This window comes from Neobacillus niacini, assembly GCF_023715785.1.
GTDB lineage: Bacteria > Bacillota > Bacilli > Bacillales > Cytobacillaceae > Neobacillus > Neobacillus niacini_E.
Genome location: NZ_JAMBOX010000001.1, coordinates 426892 through 447643, shown reverse-complemented (window position 1 = coordinate 447643; position 20752 = coordinate 426892). Strand labels below are relative to the sequence as shown.

The window sequence follows — 20752 nt, the reverse complement described above, 5'->3', positions numbered from 1 at the left end:
AGTCGAATTATGATATTTAGTTGGAAACCCTTGAAAAGATCCGCAATTTTCCCTGTTTCGTCAATATCCTTTTTAAACGTAAATCTGTTACAATGGTACCATTAAGTACAAAGGTAGCTCTTCTTGTACGAACCAGAACACTTACGGAAAGGATATCGATATGATGGAATATTTCTCCCAGGCGGTTTTAGACGCACTACTTGATCATATAGCAGTTTTGGATAAAGAAGGAAATATTATAGCGATCAATAAAGCCTGGGTAAATTTTTCAATTGAAAATGGCGGGGATTTGCAAAGGACCGGTATTGGTAATAATTATCTTATTGTTTGCTCTCAAGAGGTTCGAGCCGGTATTTTGCAAGTGCTAACAGGTGGATTGGATCATTTTAACTATGAATACCCCTGTCATTCTACCAATCAATTTCGCTGGTTTTTATTAAGAGTGACTTCCATTAAACTAAATCAGGACAATGGAGCAGTTGTTTCACACGTAAATATTACAGATAGAAAACTAACTGAGATTCAGTTGGAAAGAAATGAGCAGCTCTATCGTCATATTGCTGAAAACTCGACCGATTTAATTTCATTGCATACCCTCGATGGAAAATACACTTACGTTTCGCCAAATTATTTATCTTTATTGGGCTATTCTGCTAATGAGATGGTGGAAAAATCACCGTGGGATTTCATCCATGAAGAGGACATCCAAAAAATGAAATCTATTCATGAAAATATGGATAAAACGGACGAAATTAAAACGATTACATACCGTTTTCGGTGTAAAAATGGAAATTATATTTGGATCGAATCAAAATATAAACAGGTTTTATCTCCGGATAAAGTATCGGATGAAATAATATGTGTATCCAGAGATGTTACCAAAAATAGACAGAAACTAATAGAGTTAGAGGAAGAAAAGAAATTATTAAAGAAGACAGTTTATACCGACTCATTAACGGGAATTTTTAATCGCCGGTATTTTAACCGCCAATTTAAAAAGGCGTATCAACAATTTAGTAAAGAGAATATTTCCTTTTCTTTATTAGTTATAGATATTGACTATTTTAAACAATATAACGATTCATATGGACATAAAAAGGGAGATGAATGCCTGATTAGAGTGGCAGATACATTGGCAAGAGGCGTTAGAAAAAATGATATTGTCTGCAGAATAGGGGGAGAAGAGTTTTGTGCCATCTTGCCAAATACAAATAAAGAGGAAGCGATATCTTTAGCGGAAAGGCTTTGTAAGAATGTTCAAGAATTAAAAATTCCCCATTCAAAATCCAATGTGAGTAGTTTTGTTACCGTTAGCATTGGTGTTGCAACTGCAAATTCTAGTGGCAACTCCATCCATATGGAACAAGAGAAATTGTTTTTATTAGCCGATCAGGCCTTGTATAAGTCTAAAAAAAGAGGAAGAAACCAAGTGAACTTTTATGACTAAGCAATCACTTTTTACATAAAAAAGTCCGGGCCAGTTATTTAATAAAATAACGGCCTAAGAGATTACCCACTAGAAAAATCAGGATCATGATGAGACTAACCGGGAGACTCGTAAAGGTCAAATGCCAGTCCAATTGTCCATTCTCAGCTAAAGAATAATATGTAAGAAGGCAGTAAGGGATCAGGAGGAACAGTGACGTTAGGATGCCAGGCGTGTAGCCTCTGAACATGATGGTTTGAACAATATGCATCAATGCCTGCAAAACAAATAAATGAAGAATGGCTGTAAATAAAAGAAAGCTCCCACCGTTAGATGAATAATGGGCGGTCATCACTGTAGTGAATGAGATGATCAGTAAAATCCATGCAGCGGAAACAGCAAGCTGGGCAGCCGTTGAACCTAGTTTTTTCCTCATTCTTAATGTTAGTTTGACGAAGTTACTTTTCGGATTGTTTTTGTATGCCTTCATGGAAGATTCAATGGTTATGATCTCTTCTAAGTCATGGAAAATAAAAATGATGGGAAACAACCAAATTAATGTTTTAAGATCGAAAAAATGGTGGAGCGCCTCTAGCATCTTTTGTCTGCCTCCTTTAGTCGGTAGGATTTTTTTCTCCAAGACCTGCCGTCTGCAGTCGTTTGTTTATATTATGGGACAGGATCTAAAAGTATGCCAAAGGTCACTCAAGAGATTTTTTGTCTACACAAATCCTTCGTTAAAATCCTTGTGTGGCACCCCTGCTAGGAGCTGCCCACCAGCTAATTTTTGATAATGAGCTAAGGAGATCAGTGGAAAAACATACTCATAACAATGATAATTGAGATAAAAGGAACCTGCCATTCCCCGTCCTTTTGGGTAGGTCTTCGTCCATTCTTTTTCTTTGGTATCCACTAAAAAAGCTGCACCGTTTTCAATTTCAGGTGTAACACCCGTTGCGGCACAGATGAGTGTGTCCAGTGCCCAAGCGGTATGAGTGCGGGTACTTTCGCCCAACGGCACATAACAATTTTTAATATCACTTTTACACGATTCTCCCCACCCACCATCGGGATTTTGAATGTTCCGCAACCAAGTGAGAGCCTTTTGAATCGCTGGATGATTCGGAGAAACCCCGACCGCTATCATTCCCGTTACAGCCGCCCATGTGCCATAAATATACACGCCCCACCGCCCTACCCAGGAACCATCTGAATTTTGATGCCGCAACAGCCAACGAATTCCGCGTTTCACCATGGGATGGTGATCATCCAAATGGGTATAGTTTCCGAAGAACTCTAACGTCCTTCCTGTTAAATCAGCCGTCGACGGATCAATCAATAAATCTTTTCCCCCCTCAATCGGTAACAAGTTCAATATTTTTTTGTCGACATTCTTTTCGAATGCCGCCCAACCGCCATCCTTGTTTTGCATGGAAATGAGCCAGTTTATTCCACGATCCCATGCTTGCCGGGTATCCGCTTGCTCTAGGGCCAAAGTGCGTATCGCCCTCAGTGCAGCTGTGGTGTCGTCGATATCTGGGTGGATTGTGTTCAAGTCCGCAAACCCCCAGCCCCCCGGCAACAGGTTCGGTTCATGAATGACCCAATCCCCGTATTTGAGATGCTGACGGGAGAGAATGTAATGATTTGCTTTTTGAATTGTGTTGGAAGAATAGGGAACGCCTGATTCTTGCAGCGCATAACTGATTAAAGTCGTATTCCAGACCGAAGCCGTCGTGTACTGGCAGTGAAGTTCTCCGTCAATCCGGGAGGTCATCGCTTTTAACCCTTGTACGGCACGAGTAATCACCGGATGTGTATTCGTATACCCCCTTGCCAATAAGGCGTAAATCATGAGAGAAGTCGAGCTGAAATAATTTAAAAAGGTGCCATCCGGTTCGATTCGGTCCAACATATATTTTTCGGCGCGATATAATGTCAATTCCCGAAGGTTTCCATGGTATTTCAGCGCCTGAACCCCCTGTTTCATCAATTTGACCACCGAGCGGGCCTCTTCTGCTTGGTCGTCTGAAAAAAAACGAACTTCTCTTTTTTGAAATAAATCGGAAAGGTCGGGCGATCTTTGCGTTCTCCGACGGAAATTCAAATTGGCAAGAATTAAAAAGGGGATAATGTTGGCTCTCCCGTACACGGAGAGGTCAAAAAGATTGATTGGAAAGGAGTCTGGTAAAAGCATCACTTCAATATTAATGGGGAAGTGCGGCCACTCACATTGTCCTGTTATGGCCAACATGAGCTTCAAAAACATATGGACCTCCGAGGCCCCTCCGTTGGCCATGATAAAACTTCTTGCTGCCAGGATATCCTTGTCTTTTCGATTCCGGTAGCCAGAATAAAGGAGGGCATAATAAGCTTCCACAGTGGCTGTCAGATTCCCTTTTTCCTCATCATGGAACAGCTTCCAAGATCCATCTTCCTGCTGTTTACCGGCGATGCGTTTCACCAATTCTTGTATGAACTCCTCATCATTTATCTCCAATGTCCGTAATAAGATAATCATACTGCAGTCTGTGGCAATCCCGGTCTCGAAAGGATAACGCCAGGCACCGTCCTCTGACTGGTCCTGGACAAGCTGATTGGCGATACTGTTCATTTCCTTATATACCCGTTGCCTCATATGACCCATCCTCTCCCAAATATTCATCTTTGTATTCATATTCCATGAGCAATATGAATATGCATCTTTGATGGGGAGAATCGAAACAGTTAAAAGGAACTTTGAAAAGGATGATGCCGTTTTGCTGGACTCTTTCTCAAATGTAAAAAAAGAATTGAAAAAAAAGATGAAAAAGAAATTTTCCAGCCTTCAGCCATCTTTATCAGAATATGACAAACAATGTATTCACCTTATAAGAGAACGGACGAGACAACTTAACCAAAACAATGTAACACGGACGCAAGCTTATTTTCAGTTTTACCTTCAGTATCCTGAAATCCACTGGGCTCTTCTTGGACATATGGTATCGCGAAACGTCGGCTGGAATATGACGGATTTAAAAGGGGATTTGCTGACAAAACTTCTGCCTGAAAGAGATCAGAAAGCTATTTTTTCCTTTTTGGAACGTGGCAGTTGGTTGATTTTTCAAGATGTGTATCCTCAATTTTTGGTTTATGACCTGAGTGTGAAGGCTAGGCGAGACATGTTCCATCTCTTACCTTTTCTTCACGCTTCCACCTTCATGGAAACGATGTGGCGTTATTTTTGGCACAGTGGGGATCGCTATACGTTGGCGATTGCGACGGTGATCAATGAACAAAGCTATTTGGAAAAAAGATTGATTCAAAATAATCACTTCAAAAAAACCGTAACCGGTACGGTCAGCTTTAAAATGTATGATTTTTTGCGAATGAATAACCTTCTTTTTCCCTACTATGCAGGGGGAAAAATGAAGAGAACATCACTTGTCGGAGCCACTTCACGACAATTCATTTCGCTTGACGAAAGAATTTTATTCGGAAAAAATTTGTATTCTCTGCTTTTTCTTCGTGAAGAGATTCTCGCGGGGGTCTTGGAATGGGCGCATAACTGCCCTCACACTGGCTCACGGAAAGATTATTGGCCTGATTTGTTTAATGATATAAATGAATCTTTTCCCCGATCCCTTTATAAACGACGGGTCAAGAATTGTGTGTTGCGAAAGGGGGCCGAGCGGCTGTACAGCCCACCCTTAAAATACGCCTGGCCGAATATCCATCATGAAGATGCCGAGAGCGGAGATTGGTTTGAAGATTGGCGTGTTCTGGATTATATTCATAAAGAAGTCAGTATGAATGAAGAGATTTTAACTCATTATTGCAAAACCCTTGAAACCATTGAACTTGCGGTTATGGCGAAGGAAGCCCTTCTGTTACGAGAAGAAGAATAATCAATATGAGCGGTGGCTCAAAAAAATAAGGAGATACCATTCAATTTAGATTGAACGGTATCTCCTTATTTTTATATAAATGTAAAAATTTGTCGTTTGTTATAATAAAAAACATACAAAAGGTTAATATTCCGTTTACAATGTTCTGGTTTAATTAAACAGTACACTATAAATCTATTAGGAGGATTTATTAGATGATGAATAAGAACTTTGTGAAAAAAGGGGCAACTGTAGCACTAGCATTAGCTATTTCCATTCCAGCCGTAACACCGGCATTTGCGGCTTCTCCGAAAAATAGTAAAATAGAATCTGTTAGATTCAATGGAATGGAAGCACCTGCAACTATTGATGACATGGTCAAAACATATACAAATGCAACCGTTGATGTGAAATATATCAATGGGAAAGTCAAAACATTTCCGCTGTCTTACAACTATCTATTTAAATCAGAGGATAAGGTAGCAACCGTTAAAAGTGAAAAAGTTCCTGCAGGTACACCCATTGATGTAAATGGAAATCCAATTAAGGATCCTAGCGGCACAAACGGAGAATACTTTGTCTCTGATGCTCCGGATTCAAACAGCTTATTAATGCCGATTAACGGCAAACTTTATATGGTTACACACTATGAATATCAAACGATTGATGCTGCTGGTAAATCAGCATACGGGTTAGTTCCAGCATCTATGTCTTTAACTGAGTTGGAACAGGACAAAAAAACAGGTGAACTTAACCCTGTAAAGGTAGAAAAAATTGATTTTTCGGATGTAAATGGGCTTTGGATTCCATGTAATGGATCATTATCTCCATGGAATACACACTTAGGTTCTGAAGAGTACGAACCAGATGCACGTCTGTTCTTAGACTCAACTTCGAAAGTAAGAAGTCAAGTTGAAACATTCGCTGGATTCTATTTTGGAGATAAAGCAAAGGCTAATCCTTATTTCTATGGCTACACTCCTGAAATTACAGTAGGCAAAAATGGGAAAACATCGGTTGTTAAACATTACAGTACAGGACGTTTCTCTCATGAGTTAGCTAAAGTAATGCCTGATAACAAAACTGTTTTTTACGGTGATGACGGCGGCAATACAGGAATGTTTATGTATGTAGCTGATAAGGAAAAAGATTTATCATCTGGTACACTATATGCAGCTAGATTCATACAAACAGGTACTGAAAATGGTGGTTCAGGAGATTTACAATGGATTAATTTGGGACATGCAACGGATAAAGAAGTGAAAAAAATGATTGACAGCGGGATTACATTCAATGATATTTTTGAAACTTCAGATGCTCCTAAAGCAGGTTTTACAGCGATTAAAACATACGCAAATGAAGGAAAAGTGGAGTACCTGAAACTTAAGCCTGGCAAAGAAAAAGCAGCAGCCTTCCTTGAAACCCGCCGTTATGCTGCCATGCTTGGTGCGACTACAGAATTCAACAAAATGGAAGGTTTAGCACTAAACGAAAAGGACAAAAAGGTATATCTTGCCATTTCTGATCAAAGTAAGGCTATGGAAAAAGACACAACTGGTAAAGATCCGGCAGACCATATTCAATTGCCAAAAATTAAAGCTGGAGTAACCTATCAATTGGACTTGCGGGGCGGCCAAAAAGATAGCAATGGAAAGGCTATTAAGAGCTCGTATGTAGCACCATCCATGTCTGGATTGGTAGTAGGGGAAGACCTTCCTGCAGCTGATGCATATGGAAACACTGCAAATGTAGATAAAGTAGCTAATCCAGATAACTTAAGTTACTCTGAAGCAATGAGGACTCTCTTTATTGGTGAAGATAGTGGTAACCACACCAATAACTTCGTTTGGGCTTATAATGTTGATACGAAAAAATTAGATCGTATTTTGTCTGTTCCAGCAGGAGCGGAAGCAACTGGATTATTTGCTGCTGATGACCGCAATGGATTCTCCTACATCTTCAGTAATTTCCAACATCCTGGAGATGAAGTAGATGGTAAGTCCATTACAGCTGTGAACAAAGAAGAACTGCTTAAAGCAGTTGATGAACAAATTGGGATTAATAAAACAGGTGGTATTGGTTATATCTCTGGTATGCCATCTGTAACAAAAATGCCAAAAAATAAATAAGACATCTCATTAATAAAGCCGCTGAGTTTATGCTCAGCGGCTGTACTATTATTTAAGTAACTAGGTTTTCGATGAGTAGTCATGTAAGGCTATTCTGTTTTTATTGCATTTAGTTCTAGTAAAAATGGTTTCTTTGGTGTCAAGGCCATTTCCACCCTTTTATTTTGAATTCGAGATATAATAGAACTAGGCAGAGAACCATAACGCTTTGCCTAATTTTAAACAACAAGGAGGAGACTGTGAATGGCTAGATTAGATGACAAAGTAGCAATTGTAACTGGAAGCGGTTCTGGAATTGGAGCGGCAATAGCAAAGCGCTTTGCGAAAGAAGGAGCAAAAGTGGTTCTTGCTGATGTTAGTGAAAAGGGTATAACACAAGTAAAGGAAGAAATCGAACAAGCTGGAGGCACAGCTGAGTATATCGTTGGTGATATCTCAAAAGAAGAGAATGCCAAAAATATCAATGATTTTGCAGTAGAGAAATTTGGAAAACTAGATATCTTAGTTAATAATGCTGGTTATGCAGGACCAAGTGATCCAGCTGAACAGTTCAACTCTGAGGAATTTGATAAAATTTTTAAAGTAAATGCATATGGAACTTTTTATATGGTTAAGCACGCTGTACCGCTTTTGAGGGAAAACAAAGGTGGAAGTATCATTAACGTAGCTTCTAACAGTATATTGACACCAACCGATTATCCAGGATATGCGGGTTCTAAAGGCGCTGTCCGGACAATGTCCTTTACCTTCTCCGGAATCCTTGCTAAAGATAAAATTCGTGTCAATACATTAATCCCTGGAACAACCAGAACACCAATGGTAAAGGCCATTTTTGATGATCCAGAACTAGCGAAAAAGTATATTGAAACGATTCCATTAGGTGAAGTTGTGGAGCCAGAAGATCTGGCAAATGGTGCACTTTATCTGGCATCGGACGAAGCAGGTCGAGTTACTGGCACAGAACTAGTCGTTGATGCAGGAATGTCTTTATAAGTAATAAATTCAAAATAAGAGTGACGAGTTCAAATAAATCATACATTGCAGTCCACATCTACAAGGTGTGGACTATTTTTGTGCGCTGTAATAATGAAAATATTATGTTTTTCGTACCCATAATTAGCTACACCCATGGGGGATCAGGTTAAACACCCGATCAGATAAATAGTCGGAGAATATCCGATTAATTAGTAAATAAAACATAAAATAGCTAAAATAGACGGAGAGATTCCGCCTATTGACTCAAAAAACGTAAAAAGGGGGGATTTTGCTTTGCATAATCGGAAAAACTCCCCTTATTTACCCCGAAACGAGCTCCATTCTGCATATAACCGAAAAAACTCCGCTTATTTTACTTTTGCTTGGTAACTCAATGGAGGAAAAACTCCTATTTTAACAGTAAGTGAGATGAAAGCCATCACGAAAACCAAGAGAACCTCATTTTAATGCGTCACTCTGAACCCTTCCGCAAATAGGTAGTTTTTTATAATATAAGCCCCTAATATGCCACCTTCGAGTGGATTTCTAAATATTATAGTAATAAAGTTTATATAATAGAAGTTTTTAATCCTACTTCAGTATATTTAGAATCATGCTCATTTTCATTCATATTGGTTGTTAAGTTGGCAAACCATTGCTGCTACAGGGTTTGAACATGCCGCAGGACTTTAGGAGCATTACTAATCTCGTAGTTTTTGTTGCTGTTTTGTAATTAGCCATTCATTGTAGCGTAATAGTTTTTCGTTATACTAGTATACAAGTTCGGCAATAGGGGGAGAGATTAAGATGATAAACCGAATGATTTAACTACTAATAGACAAATAGAAAGTAAGGGAGATATAAAATGATAAAACGAATTACTTTAATTTTTATGACAGCACTGATCTCCATGTCTTCATTAGTCATTCCTACTAATGCGGAAGAGACCAGACCTTGGATGAACACCAAGCTCTCTGCTGAGGAGCGCACCGAGCTGCTTCTCGATGCGATGACGATGGAACAGAAGATCCAGCAAATTGCCATCTCTCGCTTCAATGAGAACGACAAAGGTGATACGGTCGTCATCAAGAGGGGCGGCACTAGCAAATATATGAACGGCGAATTCGCGCCTCAGGGTACGCTGCCGGGATGTGAGTGGCAGGACACCGGCCGACAAATCCGTGGGATTGAGGAACTGGGTATTCCTACAATCCGCATGACCAACGGCGGTACGGGCGTAAAGGGCGGATCGTGTGGCAATGACCCGATCGCGACTGGCCTTCCATCAACACTAGCCATGGCCGCAACTTTCGACCGCGGGCTGAACTATGAAGCCGGGCGAATTCTCGGCGAGGAGACACGGGCCTTCGCGCATCACGTGCTGCTCGGACCGGGCATGAACCTTGTTCGTCACCCATACAATGGACGAAACTATGAGTACTTCAGCGAGGACCCATACTTGACGGGTACTCTGGCAACTGAGCAAGTCAAAGGTATCCAGGAACAGGGTGTACAGGCCCAGCTTAAGCACCTGGCTGGCAATGAGCAGGAAACTGAGCGATGGACGATGGGTGTCCAGGTTCCTTCAAAGGCAATGAACGAGCTTTACATGCTGCCGTTCGAGATGACCGTCAAGAATGCTGACCCTGCCTCTGTTATGTGCTCGTTCCCGGATGTCAACGGCACCTTTGCTTGTGATAGCTCTGAACTGCTGCAAGATGCACTAAGGGATAAGTGGGGCTTTGATGGTTACGTCATGAGTGACCGTCGCGCCATTCACGACACGGTCAAGGCCATCAAGGCGGGCACGAACGTCGAGCTTGACTGGGCACCGCAGTATTACACTCAAGAGAAAATCCAGGAGGCTCTTGACTCTGGCCAGGTTACTGAGGATGACATCGACAATCTGCTTCGTCCGCGGTATATCAAGATGATTGAGTATGGCCACATGGATGAACCATATGACAAGTTTATGCCGGAAATCGTCGATCCGATGGCCAACGGCGCCAGTGCACGGAAAATGGCCGAGGAAGGGGCCGTGCTGTTGAAAAACGATAATGGCTTCCTGCCACTGAATGGCGAGCCGAAGTCAATCGCGCTGATTGGCGTTGAGTGGTTCGCAGGTGAGGCCAAGATGTCTCCGCGTTCCGTTCGGGATAACAACGAGAACGTCGAAGCCCCTTACACAGTAACACCAAAAGAGGGCTTAGAGAATGTCATCAAGGAGCTCGGATACGATACCAAAGTTACCTATAATGATGGACGTGACCCGGAGGCTGCAGCCAAGCTGGCCGCTGAGTCAGACGTTGTACTGCTGATGGTCGGCGACAACCCGCATGAAACCGCGGACCGCGATACCCTGGGCTTCCCGGCTATCGATCTTAACAAGAACCCGGACAAAGAGAACTGGGTGGAGCAAGAGCCGCTGATCGACGCAGTCCTGAAGGATAACGCAGAGAAAACCACTGTGGTTCTGAAGACTTCCGGTACGGTTCTCATGCCGTGGCTGGATAAGGTTCCTGCAGTTCTCCAGGCATGGTTCCCAGGTATGGAGGATGGTAATGCCGTCGCTAATCTGCTCTACGGTAAGGTCAATCCTTCCGGCAAGCTGCCTATGACGTTTGGTGCCACCGAGCGTGAGGCCGCATTTGCGACTGAGGAACAGTACCCCGGAACTCGTCAAGACACCGGCAAGCCAGGTGGCCCTGGCCCGTACGGGAACGGTTCCGACCAGTTAATCGCCAAGTACACCGAGGGTCTTGAGATGGGCTACCGCTGGTACGAGGCTAACGACGTGAAGCCGCTCTTCCCATTCGGGTACGGCCTGTCGTACACGACCTTCCAGTATGACGATCTTAAGGTGAAGAAGGTCCGTGGTGAAGGCAAAGGCAATAACGGCTCGTTGTCCGGTATTGACGTGTCATTCTCTGTAACAAACACTGGTGACGTTGCCGGCAAAGAAGCGGCACAGGTCTACCTGACCCTGCCGGATGAGGCGGGACAGCCGACCAAGCGTCTTGTTAACTTCGAGAAATTTTATCTTGAGCCAGGTGAGAGCAAGCAGGTGACTGTACGGATTAACCAAGCTGACGCGAACCACCCGTTCTCCTATTTCGTTCCGGAAGACCCGGACAACCTAGCGAACTGGGCTGACGGTGAGTGGGCAACTGCTGACGGAAAGTACCGCGTGCATGTCGGTGGTTCCTCTGCAGATACTCCGTTAGAAAAAGACGTTCCGTTGAACTTCAAGCTCAGCAAGGATGACAGCAAGGACAAAGGGAACGGAAACACCGGAAATAACGAAAACAACGGAAACACCGGAAATAACAAAAACAATGGAAACAAAGAAAACAACGGTAACCATGGAAAACAGGAGAAACATAAGAACTATGGAAACCACGGAAAACAATGGAACCAACGGAGCCAAGGAAATCAATGGAACCAAGTGCACCTATGGAACCAACGGAACCAATGGAGCCAAGTGCACCTATGGAACCAACAGAACCGATGGAGCCAAGTGAACCTATGGAACCACCGGAATCAATGGAAACCGTGGAATCAATGGAACCAACTTCTAATGGTTGGCCACTGGGCCATGTGATGATGTCGACGAGCCCAGTAGAGGTCGCGTCAGGCATTCCTAAGGTGTGAGCCCGCGTGCTCGGCGGATTAAGCCGAGGCCCGCGGGCTCATCCCTTTTCTCGACACTTCTATAGGTAACAATGGGACAAAAAGAGTTAAGGAAGGACGTGAGAGGTCAGATGAAGGAATCGGTTCAGAACAGCCGGCGAGGTCCGGCGAATTGGTGGTGGTTAACCCTTGTCCTGGTGGTCTTCTTGACCGCATGCACGAACGAGGGATTCCAAGGGCCGGTCGGGAGAGATGGTGCCGTGAAAGTGGAACCAGCCCCGTCCGAGCACGGCGACTGGCAGGTCCCCGGCTTGGTAGACCGGTCTGGCGAGCCAATCAAGGTGTCGACACCGGATCCGGGTACGGGCAGGACCCTGGACGTCACCGACTTCGGGGCAGATCCGAATCCGGATTCAGACGATGACGCACCAGCCATCCGAGCGGCCTTGGACGCGGCTAAACCGGGTGACGAGGTCTTGCTGCCGGCCGGCACATATGACCTGCGCTCCACTGATCCAGCCGACAAGTCGGCAAACATCGTGTTGCGCAGTGGCGTAGACCTACGCGGCGAGGGCCAAGAGCGCACCGTACTGCTGACCTCTCTCGATGGCGAGGATGACAGCCGTGTAATCCGCGGTTCCGGTGTCCGCGACGTCATCGTTGCTGACTTCACCATTACCTCCCGTCATGGCGGTCCACTCGGCGATGACCCCGATAACGGCAACGCGGGAGGCGGCCCGATGTATGGGATCTACATCGGAGCCCGAGAAGGGAAGGCCAGCTCCCGGGTCCTGGTGAAGAATCTGGGCATCCGCAAGTTCGAGCGCCACGGCATCTCCGTCAAGGCCAGCCGTGAAGTGACCCTCTCTGGAAACTACATCAGTGAGGCAACTGCGGTCGGCCCCGGCGGCCAGGGCTACGGCATTGCGATCGAGGGCTCAGTGGATCAGCACGACCCGGATGCCGCCAATGATTCCCGGCACAACGTCGTCATCGGCAATACCTTTGATGGCAGGCATTTGCGGCACGCCATTTTGCTGCAGTTCCGCACACACAACAATCTCGTGGCAGATAACACCATCGTCGGCAGCCACCTAGACGCCATCGACCTGCACGGAGAGGGTGAATACCTGAATGAGATCCGGGACAACACGGTCATCGGCGGGCAGCAGGCGGGTATCGCGCTGGGCAATTCCGGTGGGTCCAAGAACAAGCACGATGCCTCAGGACCTGGAAACTGGGTGCACTCCAATAACCTAATTGGAAACCGCCAGGGCATCCTTGTTATCCTGGGAACTCCTGACACCCTCATCGAGGACAACAGGATCACCGCCGGGGAAGATTCCAAGGTCGGCATTGAGGTCCGAAATGGCCCAGGCACGGAGCTACGCGGTAACCGCGTCACTGGAGGGACTGACGGGTTCTGGGCGATCCGGCTCAGTAAGGACCGCGGTGCTGACGGACGGGGCAAAGGAATCCCCTCAGGCATCAGGATTGAGTCCAATATCATTCGACAGACGTCCAACGGCATCAGGATCGATGCCGGGAAGGACCTCAGCATGGTCGAAAACGTCGTGGATGGTATAGACGGAGCCGAGCTGCGGGTGGCCGACGGGATTGAGGTGAGCCGGTAGGCTCAGCGGTTACGGTGAACCTTACCATAAATAGCAAGAGCTAATCGACAAGTGTTGATTAGCTCTTTTAGCTGTTTTCGTAACCTTTTTTGTTTTTAGGCACATATAAAAGGTCTAAATCGACCGATAGCATTCAAAAACGAGCGCGCCGGTCGTTTAAAGAGGCTCTAATCGACCGAGCCCATTGAAAAACGAGCGCGCCGGTCGTTTAAAGAGGTTCTAATCGACCGAGCCCAATGAAAAACGAGCGCGCCGGTCGTTTAAAGAAGTTCTAATCGACCGAGCCCATTGAAAAACGAGCGCGCCGGTCGTTTAAAGAGGTTCTAATCGACCGAGCCCATTAAAAAACGAGCGCGCCGGTCGTTTAAAGAGGTTCTAATCGACCGAGCCCATTGAAAAACGAGCGCGCCGGTCGTTTAAAAAGGTTCTAATCGACCGAGCCCATTCAAACCAGCACGTCGGTAGTTTAAAGAAATTATTATCGACCGAGACCTTTAGCTATATAGACTTTCATAAAGATTGTAATCACTATGCTGCTAAAAATTTATTTGCTACACTTAAATCGTTACGGTGAACGGTACCATAAATAAGTGTAGTTTTTAATTTTTTGTAAGTAAAAGTTATGATAAGGCAATATAAAATCAGTACATAGATATGGAAGGAATGGTTTAGATGAGTCAAATGCTTCAGATGGGAGCAAACACGGTTTTAAGTTCTCCAAAAGGTCATGTGACTGTCAGCTATGAAATTTCTCATACGACCGATATTTCCCTAACAGCTTTCCTTTTAACTGATGCGGATAAGGTACAAGGAGATAGCGGAATTATCTTTTATAATCAACCAACGAGCTCTTCTGGAGTAGCAACCCTTTTACCGCCAGTGAACGTGGGGGATACAAAAGTACATAAACTTGAGTTTGACATGAGTAAAGTTCCTCAAGGTATTACTAAAATAGCGATTACGCTTACGGAGGATAATGGCACGGGTTTTTCAAATGTAAAGAATTTAAATGCAGAAATCTTTACGGATAACAACAGTATCCAATTATCCCCATATAGTTTCGCAAAGGAGAATGGAATCGTCGTATTAGAATTATATGTAAGGAATGCCCAAACCAAGGCAAAATCCATATGGCGTGGATTTGATTCTGGCCTTGAAGGCTTATGTAGAAATTATGGTGTTGAGGTTGAGTCTGAGGAGCAAATAAGTCCTCCTGAACCCAAAACGATGGTTGAACAAGTACCAAAAGAACCTATTAAAACCGTTACAGTACCTGAAAATAATAGCAGCCAAACGGTCGTGTCGACGTTCAGCCTTGAAAAAGTAAAAGGGAATATAAGTCTCGACAAGGGTCAAAAGCCAGTTTTAATTGAAAAAACACCAGAAATTACCGCTGCCGTATCTTGGAAGACAGGGACAGATTACGATATCTATGCTTTGGTCTATACAAAGGACGGCAGGCAGGTAGATGTAGCAATGTTTGGGGCGCAGGGAACTCCTCCCCTCAGACAGTTTGGCAATGGGGCAGTGGAACATATGGGGGATGTTGGGCGAAACGATGGACCAATGAAAACAGAAGTCATTAAATTGAGGTTAAATAATGATATTCTTGCAGTGGTCCCTGTCGTTTATTCTGCTCAGTCAAATGGAACCGGCTCATTCTATAGATACAAGGTGTCGATGAGTATCGATAATCATAGAGGAACCTCCGTTACGATATCCTCCAAGAATGCAAATAATAATGATACCATTTACACCTGTGTGCCCGGAATCCTTCATAATACACCAGATGGAGTGATCATAAGTCCATTAGAGCTTTATAGTAAGCGCAACTCAGAGCGCAGGCCCAAACTTAAGATGGGGCCTTCAAATATGGTAGAAGTGATCATGGATAAAGGGCCAGTAAATGATTATAAGTAGACAGGGAATAGTAATTTTTTGAAATAGATATTATCGAATAGCAGGCTGCGTTCCTTAACAGGGAGCAGCCTGTTCGTTTGGGATTTATTAATTGGTAGCTTCCTTTGTTTTTTCAAAAAAGCTGAGAATTGCTCCATATATAATTTAAAATTTTTTAATAGCTGTAGTGTTGCTCCGGAAGGTTATCGTAAACCGCTGGGTCCGCTGTTAAAATAGACCCGTTTGCGATGGCATTGGCAGTAGCATCCATGGCCGTAAAGGTTTGCTTAATGAGGTGTCCGTTCGACTTCTGGCCATGGACATACGGCTCATACGAATGGTCTGCCATTCCGCGCATTTCAAACAGCATGACGGAGATTCCATATTGAAGTGCCAATGCATTAGAGGCAACGCTTGTATTGGTCGTTGGCTCATCATATTTCAGGATAAATCCCCTTTTTCCTCGATTCTCTCTATTATAGTTGAAATCGTAAATCTATAATTTAAAAAGAAAATGGAGCCAACTATCATTAGATATGTTGAGCTCCATTTTATATTCTAAACGATATTGTGATTGGAACATCTTACCTTATACTGTCATCAACGACAACTATTGCTTATTCTCATAAATATCCACTACTCTAGAACTGATCCATCCAGCTAACGTTTCGTTAATTTGCACTTTGTACCACGTACGGCCTTCTCCGTCGGTTTGCTGTTCACCCAGGTATTGTGCGTATTCACCGTATGGAAGGACATGTACATCACTTGCATTGATACTCGGGCCTTCTCTTACATAAACACCATTCTTAGATTTTTCGTTCGGTGTTATATAGTAATTTGTGTTGGCAGAAGCAGTAGACTCATTGTTTTCGCCAAGTGAATTTTTCATCTTCGAGGAAGCAAGTTCTAAGCTTTTATATGTTCCAGGGTCGTACCCCAGTGGCTGAAGATGCTCAATCACCAGTTTTCCTTCAAAGTTTGCCCACGCTGTACCAACTTTTCCAGTTGGGTCCATGAGTCCCCAAAGAGGTAATCCAATGACACATAATGCAGCGACCCACTTATAGTTTTTCTTTGTTTTCGGCTTCACGGCAGGAATCTTTTGAATGCTATTTCTTAGCTTCGTCCCAAGGGAAACCAATCCTGTAAAAAGTGCATCAATCAGTCCAATACCTGGGACGGGGTTTTTCCCTTGTTTTCTCCTGTTGATCGTCATACTGCCCATTTTGTTTGAGGCTGCTTCCAAAAACTTAATGACATTTTTTATTAAAAAGTGCACAAGCCAAACTAGCAACTTGATCGCATAGGGGAAAACAATAAAGGCGATTAGAATTAAGACGGCCATTCTGATAGGAGCAGATAAGCCCATGAGCACTATGTACAATTTATAAACCAGATTCATCATGGAATCAAATAGGTTCGTCATCCACTCCGGCATGATTTTTTATTCTCCTTTTTCCAGTACTTTATTTAACTCGGCTAATAGCGGGTCTTCTTCTTTTTGCTCCTGCGGTTGTTGTAAATGCGCGACTGGTTGGCTTTGTGGTGCCGATGTTAACAATGGGTTCACAGGAGCGCTGCTTTGGGAGGTCAACTTCAAGATTTTCTCGATCTCTTCTGGAGTTAATCCATCCTTTAAATAGCCATTAATCGTTTCTTGTCTTGCACGTTGTTCTCTATCTCGTTTCTCCTGTATTTCTTGGATGATCACCATACGCTCTTGATCGCTTGATGCATAAGCAATACGTGCACCATCTGGACCGTACATTTCTAATAGCTGCTGTAGATTATCCATTTCCACATTTTGAACCTGATTCTTTGATTGGGATTCTTTAATTTTTGTCCCTTTGTTGCTTTCAATTTCAGCGTGTTTATAGGCCGTATCTTTTTCTAACTGCTTTAATTTTTCAAGATGTGCTTTCGATTTGGCGCTTAATTCGACTGTGGCTTTGACATCTAAAAGCTTAAGCCCAATGCTTTCCATCGAATGAGTAAATCGAGCATCATTACGGAGTCCCTCAATATCAAATTTCAATCCCTGGTATTGGTTGATATCATATTTTTTCGCAAGATCTGCCACTTCAAAATAAAGCTGCTTGTCGATAAGCTGTTTGTAGTTGTGGTCTCCATTTCGAATGATGAGGACTGGGTCATCGACTTTTACCTGGACAGTAGCATTGATGATAAAAGTTTCCACGACTTCAGCAGAAGCGAATTCTTTTTGAAATTCAAACATCTTCGGTGTTAATTCTACCCTGTACATTTTTGTGAGCTTTTCAGACTTAACCTCCATTCGGCTTAACCTCTGTCCCGATTTAACCGGAATCATGTCTCCATTCGCATTCGTGTAAACAAAGGCCATATCTGAGGTGGCCATCGGTTGTTTTTCGGCAAATAAACGGCTCTTAATCTCTTGGGTCCCAAGAACAAATGTCATTTCAATTTCTTCCTTTCTAGTTTGATGATTTCAGTGACAATCGGAACTGCTGCCTCTCGGTACGGCTCTTGTAGAATTTCTTTTAATATGGTTAGAATGGTTTCCTTTAGAGCGGAACCCCCTTTGACCAACAAGGAAAATGTAAATAGTCGAAGCGGCTCCTGTAAAGAAGAATCCTTATGAGCCTCTTGAAAAATATGTTTTATGATCAGGGATGCAAATTCTCTCGTTTTCCAGTGGCTCAGTCCTTCTTTCAGCATGCTGGGGAGAATGTCCACGCCAATTTCTTTTTCAGAAAGGAGAACCTTTAAAGAATCCACATCAATGTAGGTTAAAATGGCAAAAAACAAGTCATAAAATTGATGCTTTTCGTTTTTTTCAGGCGGAGCTTCTTTTAGCCAAATATCGAATAAATAAGGGACGGCCTGATAATAGAAAGGGTCGTGCTGACCATATAAAAATAGGCTGCTAATGCTGTCTAATACGACATCCCCCAAGCGGTTACCATTCATATGATAAATGGCAGCCAGATTGGTAAAAGAATCTGGGAATAGATAGACTCCTAGATTAGTTCCATACGCCGCCGCGGCAGTCCATTGAAGTCGATCGTTATTGCTCAACGAAGCCCAATGATGAAGGAGCTTATCGACTACCACAAGGTTTTCCTTATACTCAGCTAGCTCGTTTAAAAGGTTAATCGCTAATACGCGATAATAAGGCTCTTTGTGCTTCGCCCAATCTTGAAGGATATGATTCATGATGAAAAGAGTGTCATCCTGGAATAGGGACGCCAATGCCTTCGTGATTCGCATATTGATTTGCTTGTTGCTGTTCTCTAGGAGGAGCTCAAACCAAACCAACAGCGCTGTTCTTAATCTAGGATAGTAGTGCCAAACATATCGCAAAACCGCATTTGCATCCTCTTTCGTTTTAAAGCGGATGTACGTATCTTTTACTTTTCCAATATTCGAATTAGAGAATCCATCATACCTCTCTGCACCAACCGCCTCAAGCTGGTGGGAAAGAGAAAGGGAAAGGTCTAAAACTTGGGCTTGCTCCTCTTCCTTATTGGATTGAAGTTCTACACGCAAACATTTTTTTAATTCATCTACGATTACTTCTAGCTGGGAATAGGGGTATTCGTTAAAAACGGCTAGAGCCGTAATCAAGGCATATTGCTCAATCGTTCGTTCTTTTTCAAACCAATGACGTATTCTTTGTTCAACATTTTGTTTTAGGGAGTGCAGGAACTGCTCGATGGTCTGTTGCCCCGTAAGGACTTCAATCAGTTTATGCGCCAATGTTTCGGCATCTCTTGGCAGAAAATCATTCCCTATCGAATCGATGATCTGGCTTTCCTTCATGAGGTTTTCAAAGTCCTCAGTTGTTTTTTTCGTTTTATTATAAAAAGTAAAATGGTTCTCGAGCAGTTGATAGGTATTCAGTGGTTTCCGATGCTGAATCGAATACTCCTGATGCTCTGGTTGCTCACTCGTGGTAATGACCAGATAGGAGCCCAAACTCTGTAGGTGTTCGCTCAACTTTTTCAAAGAAAAAGAGTTTAATGACTTTAACGTGTCAGGGGTAATGTTATCAATGAGATAACCCGTATTTTCTTCGTATGTAACCTTTAAAAGCTCGGTTTCCGTAATGGCAGGGAAAATTTGCGCTAAGGCTTGGACCCCGAGCTCATTTAATATGGATAAAGCTGTTGTATATTTGCCGGTGTGCTGATGACTATGTAAGATGAGGAGTCTTTGCTCTCCAAGTAGTGCCTTCCCCATCTCAAAGGTTGGATCAGGCAAAAAAAGGTGCTGAACTCTATCGATCTCCTGTTTTTGAATTTGATAAATTTGAGTAGAGGAGCCCTTTAAGCTCTTCACCTCTTGTTTGGATTTCCCGTAGTGGGAGTGTACAGGACTTTCAGATAGATTATCCATTCCTTTAATCTTTTGAATTAACGTCTCAATCGAAGTATCCATGTTTGTAGGATCTGCTTCAATCCAGCTTACGCGAGAGATATAGTATCTCATCCAATCAGATAGATAATCATCTATTCGGAAGGGTATAATGACCTTCTTGTTTTGTGCCGCTAAGGCGACCTCGCTCTGAACATGCTCAGATGTGCAGGAATTTTGGGAAACAATCACAAGGATATAACGAAATTGATTGATGGCTTGAGTAATTCTTGAGGCATAGTCACCACCAGGAGGAACATCGTTTGGGGCAAACCAACAGGTGAAGCCTTGATCCTTTAACGAAGTATACAGCTGTTCAGCGACTCTGGAATCTTTTGTCGAATAGCTAATAAAGATTTCTCCCAATTTCTCTCACCTTTTCTTAAAATAAACAGGTCTATTTCCCTATTTTACTATAAGAATACTATTAATAATTTTCTTTGTAAATACAGTTATGGAGTCGTTCTGTGGTAAGATATGAGTGAAAAATAGTATCGGGAAGGATAAAAGTATGACTTATAACCCAAAACCAATTGATACTTCAATGATTGACTTACCAAAGGAAATCCTCGAATTAAGGGAAATCTTGGCGAAAAATGTCCACGAGGTGTGGGCGGCTCAACGAATTCAGCAAGGATGGACTCATGGTGAGTATCGAGACGATCAGAAAAAAACCCATCCGAATCTCGTTCCGTATGAGGAACTTACGGAAGAGGATAAGGATTACGACCGTAACACCATGATGGAAACCTTAAAAGCAATCTTATCTCTGGGATACACCATTAAGTAGGGGGC

14 protein-coding genes are annotated in these 20752 nt (G+C 43.2%); 8 read left to right on the top strand and 6 right to left on the bottom strand.

Going from position 1 to position 20752, the window contains the following annotated elements:
* The first annotated feature begins 160 nt into the window (after positions 1-160).
* On the top strand, positions 161-1447 hold the full coding sequence (locus M3234_RS02180) for a sensor domain-containing diguanylate cyclase (protein ID WP_262303104.1): 1287 nt from the start codon (positions 161-163) through the stop codon (positions 1445-1447).
* Positions 1448-1481: 34 nt separating this feature from the next.
* Here the strand turns inward: M3234_RS02180 and M3234_RS02175 are convergent, their stop codons facing one another.
* Positions 1482-2024, bottom strand: coding sequence for an HXXEE domain-containing protein (locus tag M3234_RS02175; protein WP_262303103.1), 543 nt, complete (start codon positions 2022-2024; stop codon positions 1482-1484).
* Between the two features lie 123 nt (positions 2025-2147).
* Entirely contained in the window at positions 2148-4064 is a 1917-nt protein-coding gene (gene shc, locus M3234_RS02170; protein ID WP_262303102.1) for a squalene--hopene cyclase, read from the bottom strand.
* 70 nt (positions 4065-4134) lie between these two features.
* Here shc and M3234_RS02165 point away from each other — a divergent pair, with 70 nt between their 5' ends.
* The 6 genes from M3234_RS02165 (at position 4135) to M3234_RS02140 (ending at position 15580) form a co-directional block, all read left to right on the top strand.
* The gene (locus M3234_RS02165; protein ID WP_262303101.1) at positions 4135-5313 is read left to right on the top strand and encodes a DUF2515 domain-containing protein; all 1179 of its coding nucleotides are present in this window, start codon (positions 4135-4137) and stop codon (positions 5311-5313) included.
* A gap of 194 nt (positions 5314-5507) precedes the next feature.
* Positions 5508-7421, top strand: coding sequence for a PhoX family protein (locus M3234_RS02160; RefSeq protein WP_262303100.1), 1914 nt, complete (start codon positions 5508-5510; stop codon positions 7419-7421).
* 243 nt (positions 7422-7664) lie between these two features.
* Positions 7665-8414 carry an SDR family NAD(P)-dependent oxidoreductase gene (locus tag M3234_RS02155; RefSeq protein ID WP_262303099.1) on the top strand — a complete coding sequence of 250 codons (750 nt, stop codon included), beginning with the start codon at positions 7665-7667 and terminating at the stop codon, positions 8412-8414.
* An 847-nt stretch (positions 8415-9261) separates the two neighbouring features.
* Positions 9262-11997, top strand: a complete 2736-nt coding sequence (locus M3234_RS02150) for a beta-glucosidase (protein ID WP_262303098.1) — start codon at positions 9262-9264, stop codon at positions 11995-11997.
* Between the two features lie 289 nt (positions 11998-12286).
* Positions 12287-13660, top strand: coding sequence for a right-handed parallel beta-helix repeat-containing protein (locus tag M3234_RS02145; RefSeq protein ID WP_262303097.1), 1374 nt, complete (start codon positions 12287-12289; stop codon positions 13658-13660).
* A 672-nt stretch (positions 13661-14332) separates the two neighbouring features.
* Positions 14333-15580: a TerD family protein gene (locus M3234_RS02140; protein ID WP_262303096.1), complete on the top strand. Its 1248-nt coding sequence runs from the start codon at positions 14333-14335 to the stop codon at positions 15578-15580.
* A gap of 154 nt (positions 15581-15734) precedes the next feature.
* On the opposite strand, the gene M3234_RS02135 is transcribed toward M3234_RS02140, so the two are convergent.
* The 4 genes from M3234_RS02135 to M3234_RS02120 form a co-directional block, all read right to left on the bottom strand.
* A complete protein-coding gene (locus M3234_RS02135; RefSeq protein WP_262303095.1) occupies positions 15735-15929 on the bottom strand; it encodes a hypothetical protein in 195 nt (64 codons plus the stop codon).
* A 240-nt stretch (positions 15930-16169) separates the two neighbouring features.
* Positions 16170-17000 carry an SH3 domain-containing protein gene (locus tag M3234_RS02130; protein ID WP_262303094.1) on the bottom strand — a complete coding sequence of 277 codons (831 nt, stop codon included), beginning with the start codon at positions 16998-17000 and terminating at the stop codon, positions 16170-16172.
* 6 nt (positions 17001-17006) lie between these two features.
* Positions 17007-17999 (bottom strand): hypothetical protein, encoded by a 993-nt coding sequence (locus M3234_RS02125; RefSeq protein WP_262303093.1) that lies wholly within the window; start codon positions 17997-17999, stop codon positions 17007-17009.
* On the bottom strand, positions 17996-20323 hold the full coding sequence (locus M3234_RS02120; protein ID WP_262303092.1) for a toll/interleukin-1 receptor domain-containing protein: 2328 nt from the start codon (positions 20321-20323) through the stop codon (positions 17996-17998). The genes M3234_RS02125 and M3234_RS02120 overlap by 4 nt, the downstream gene beginning before the upstream one ends.
* 145 nt (positions 20324-20468) lie before the next feature.
* Here M3234_RS02120 and M3234_RS02115 point away from each other — a divergent pair, with 145 nt between their 5' ends.
* A complete protein-coding gene (locus M3234_RS02115) occupies positions 20469-20747 on the top strand; it encodes a RyR domain-containing protein (RefSeq protein WP_262303091.1) in 279 nt (92 codons plus the stop codon).
* The last annotated feature ends 5 nt before the right edge of the window (positions 20748-20752 follow it).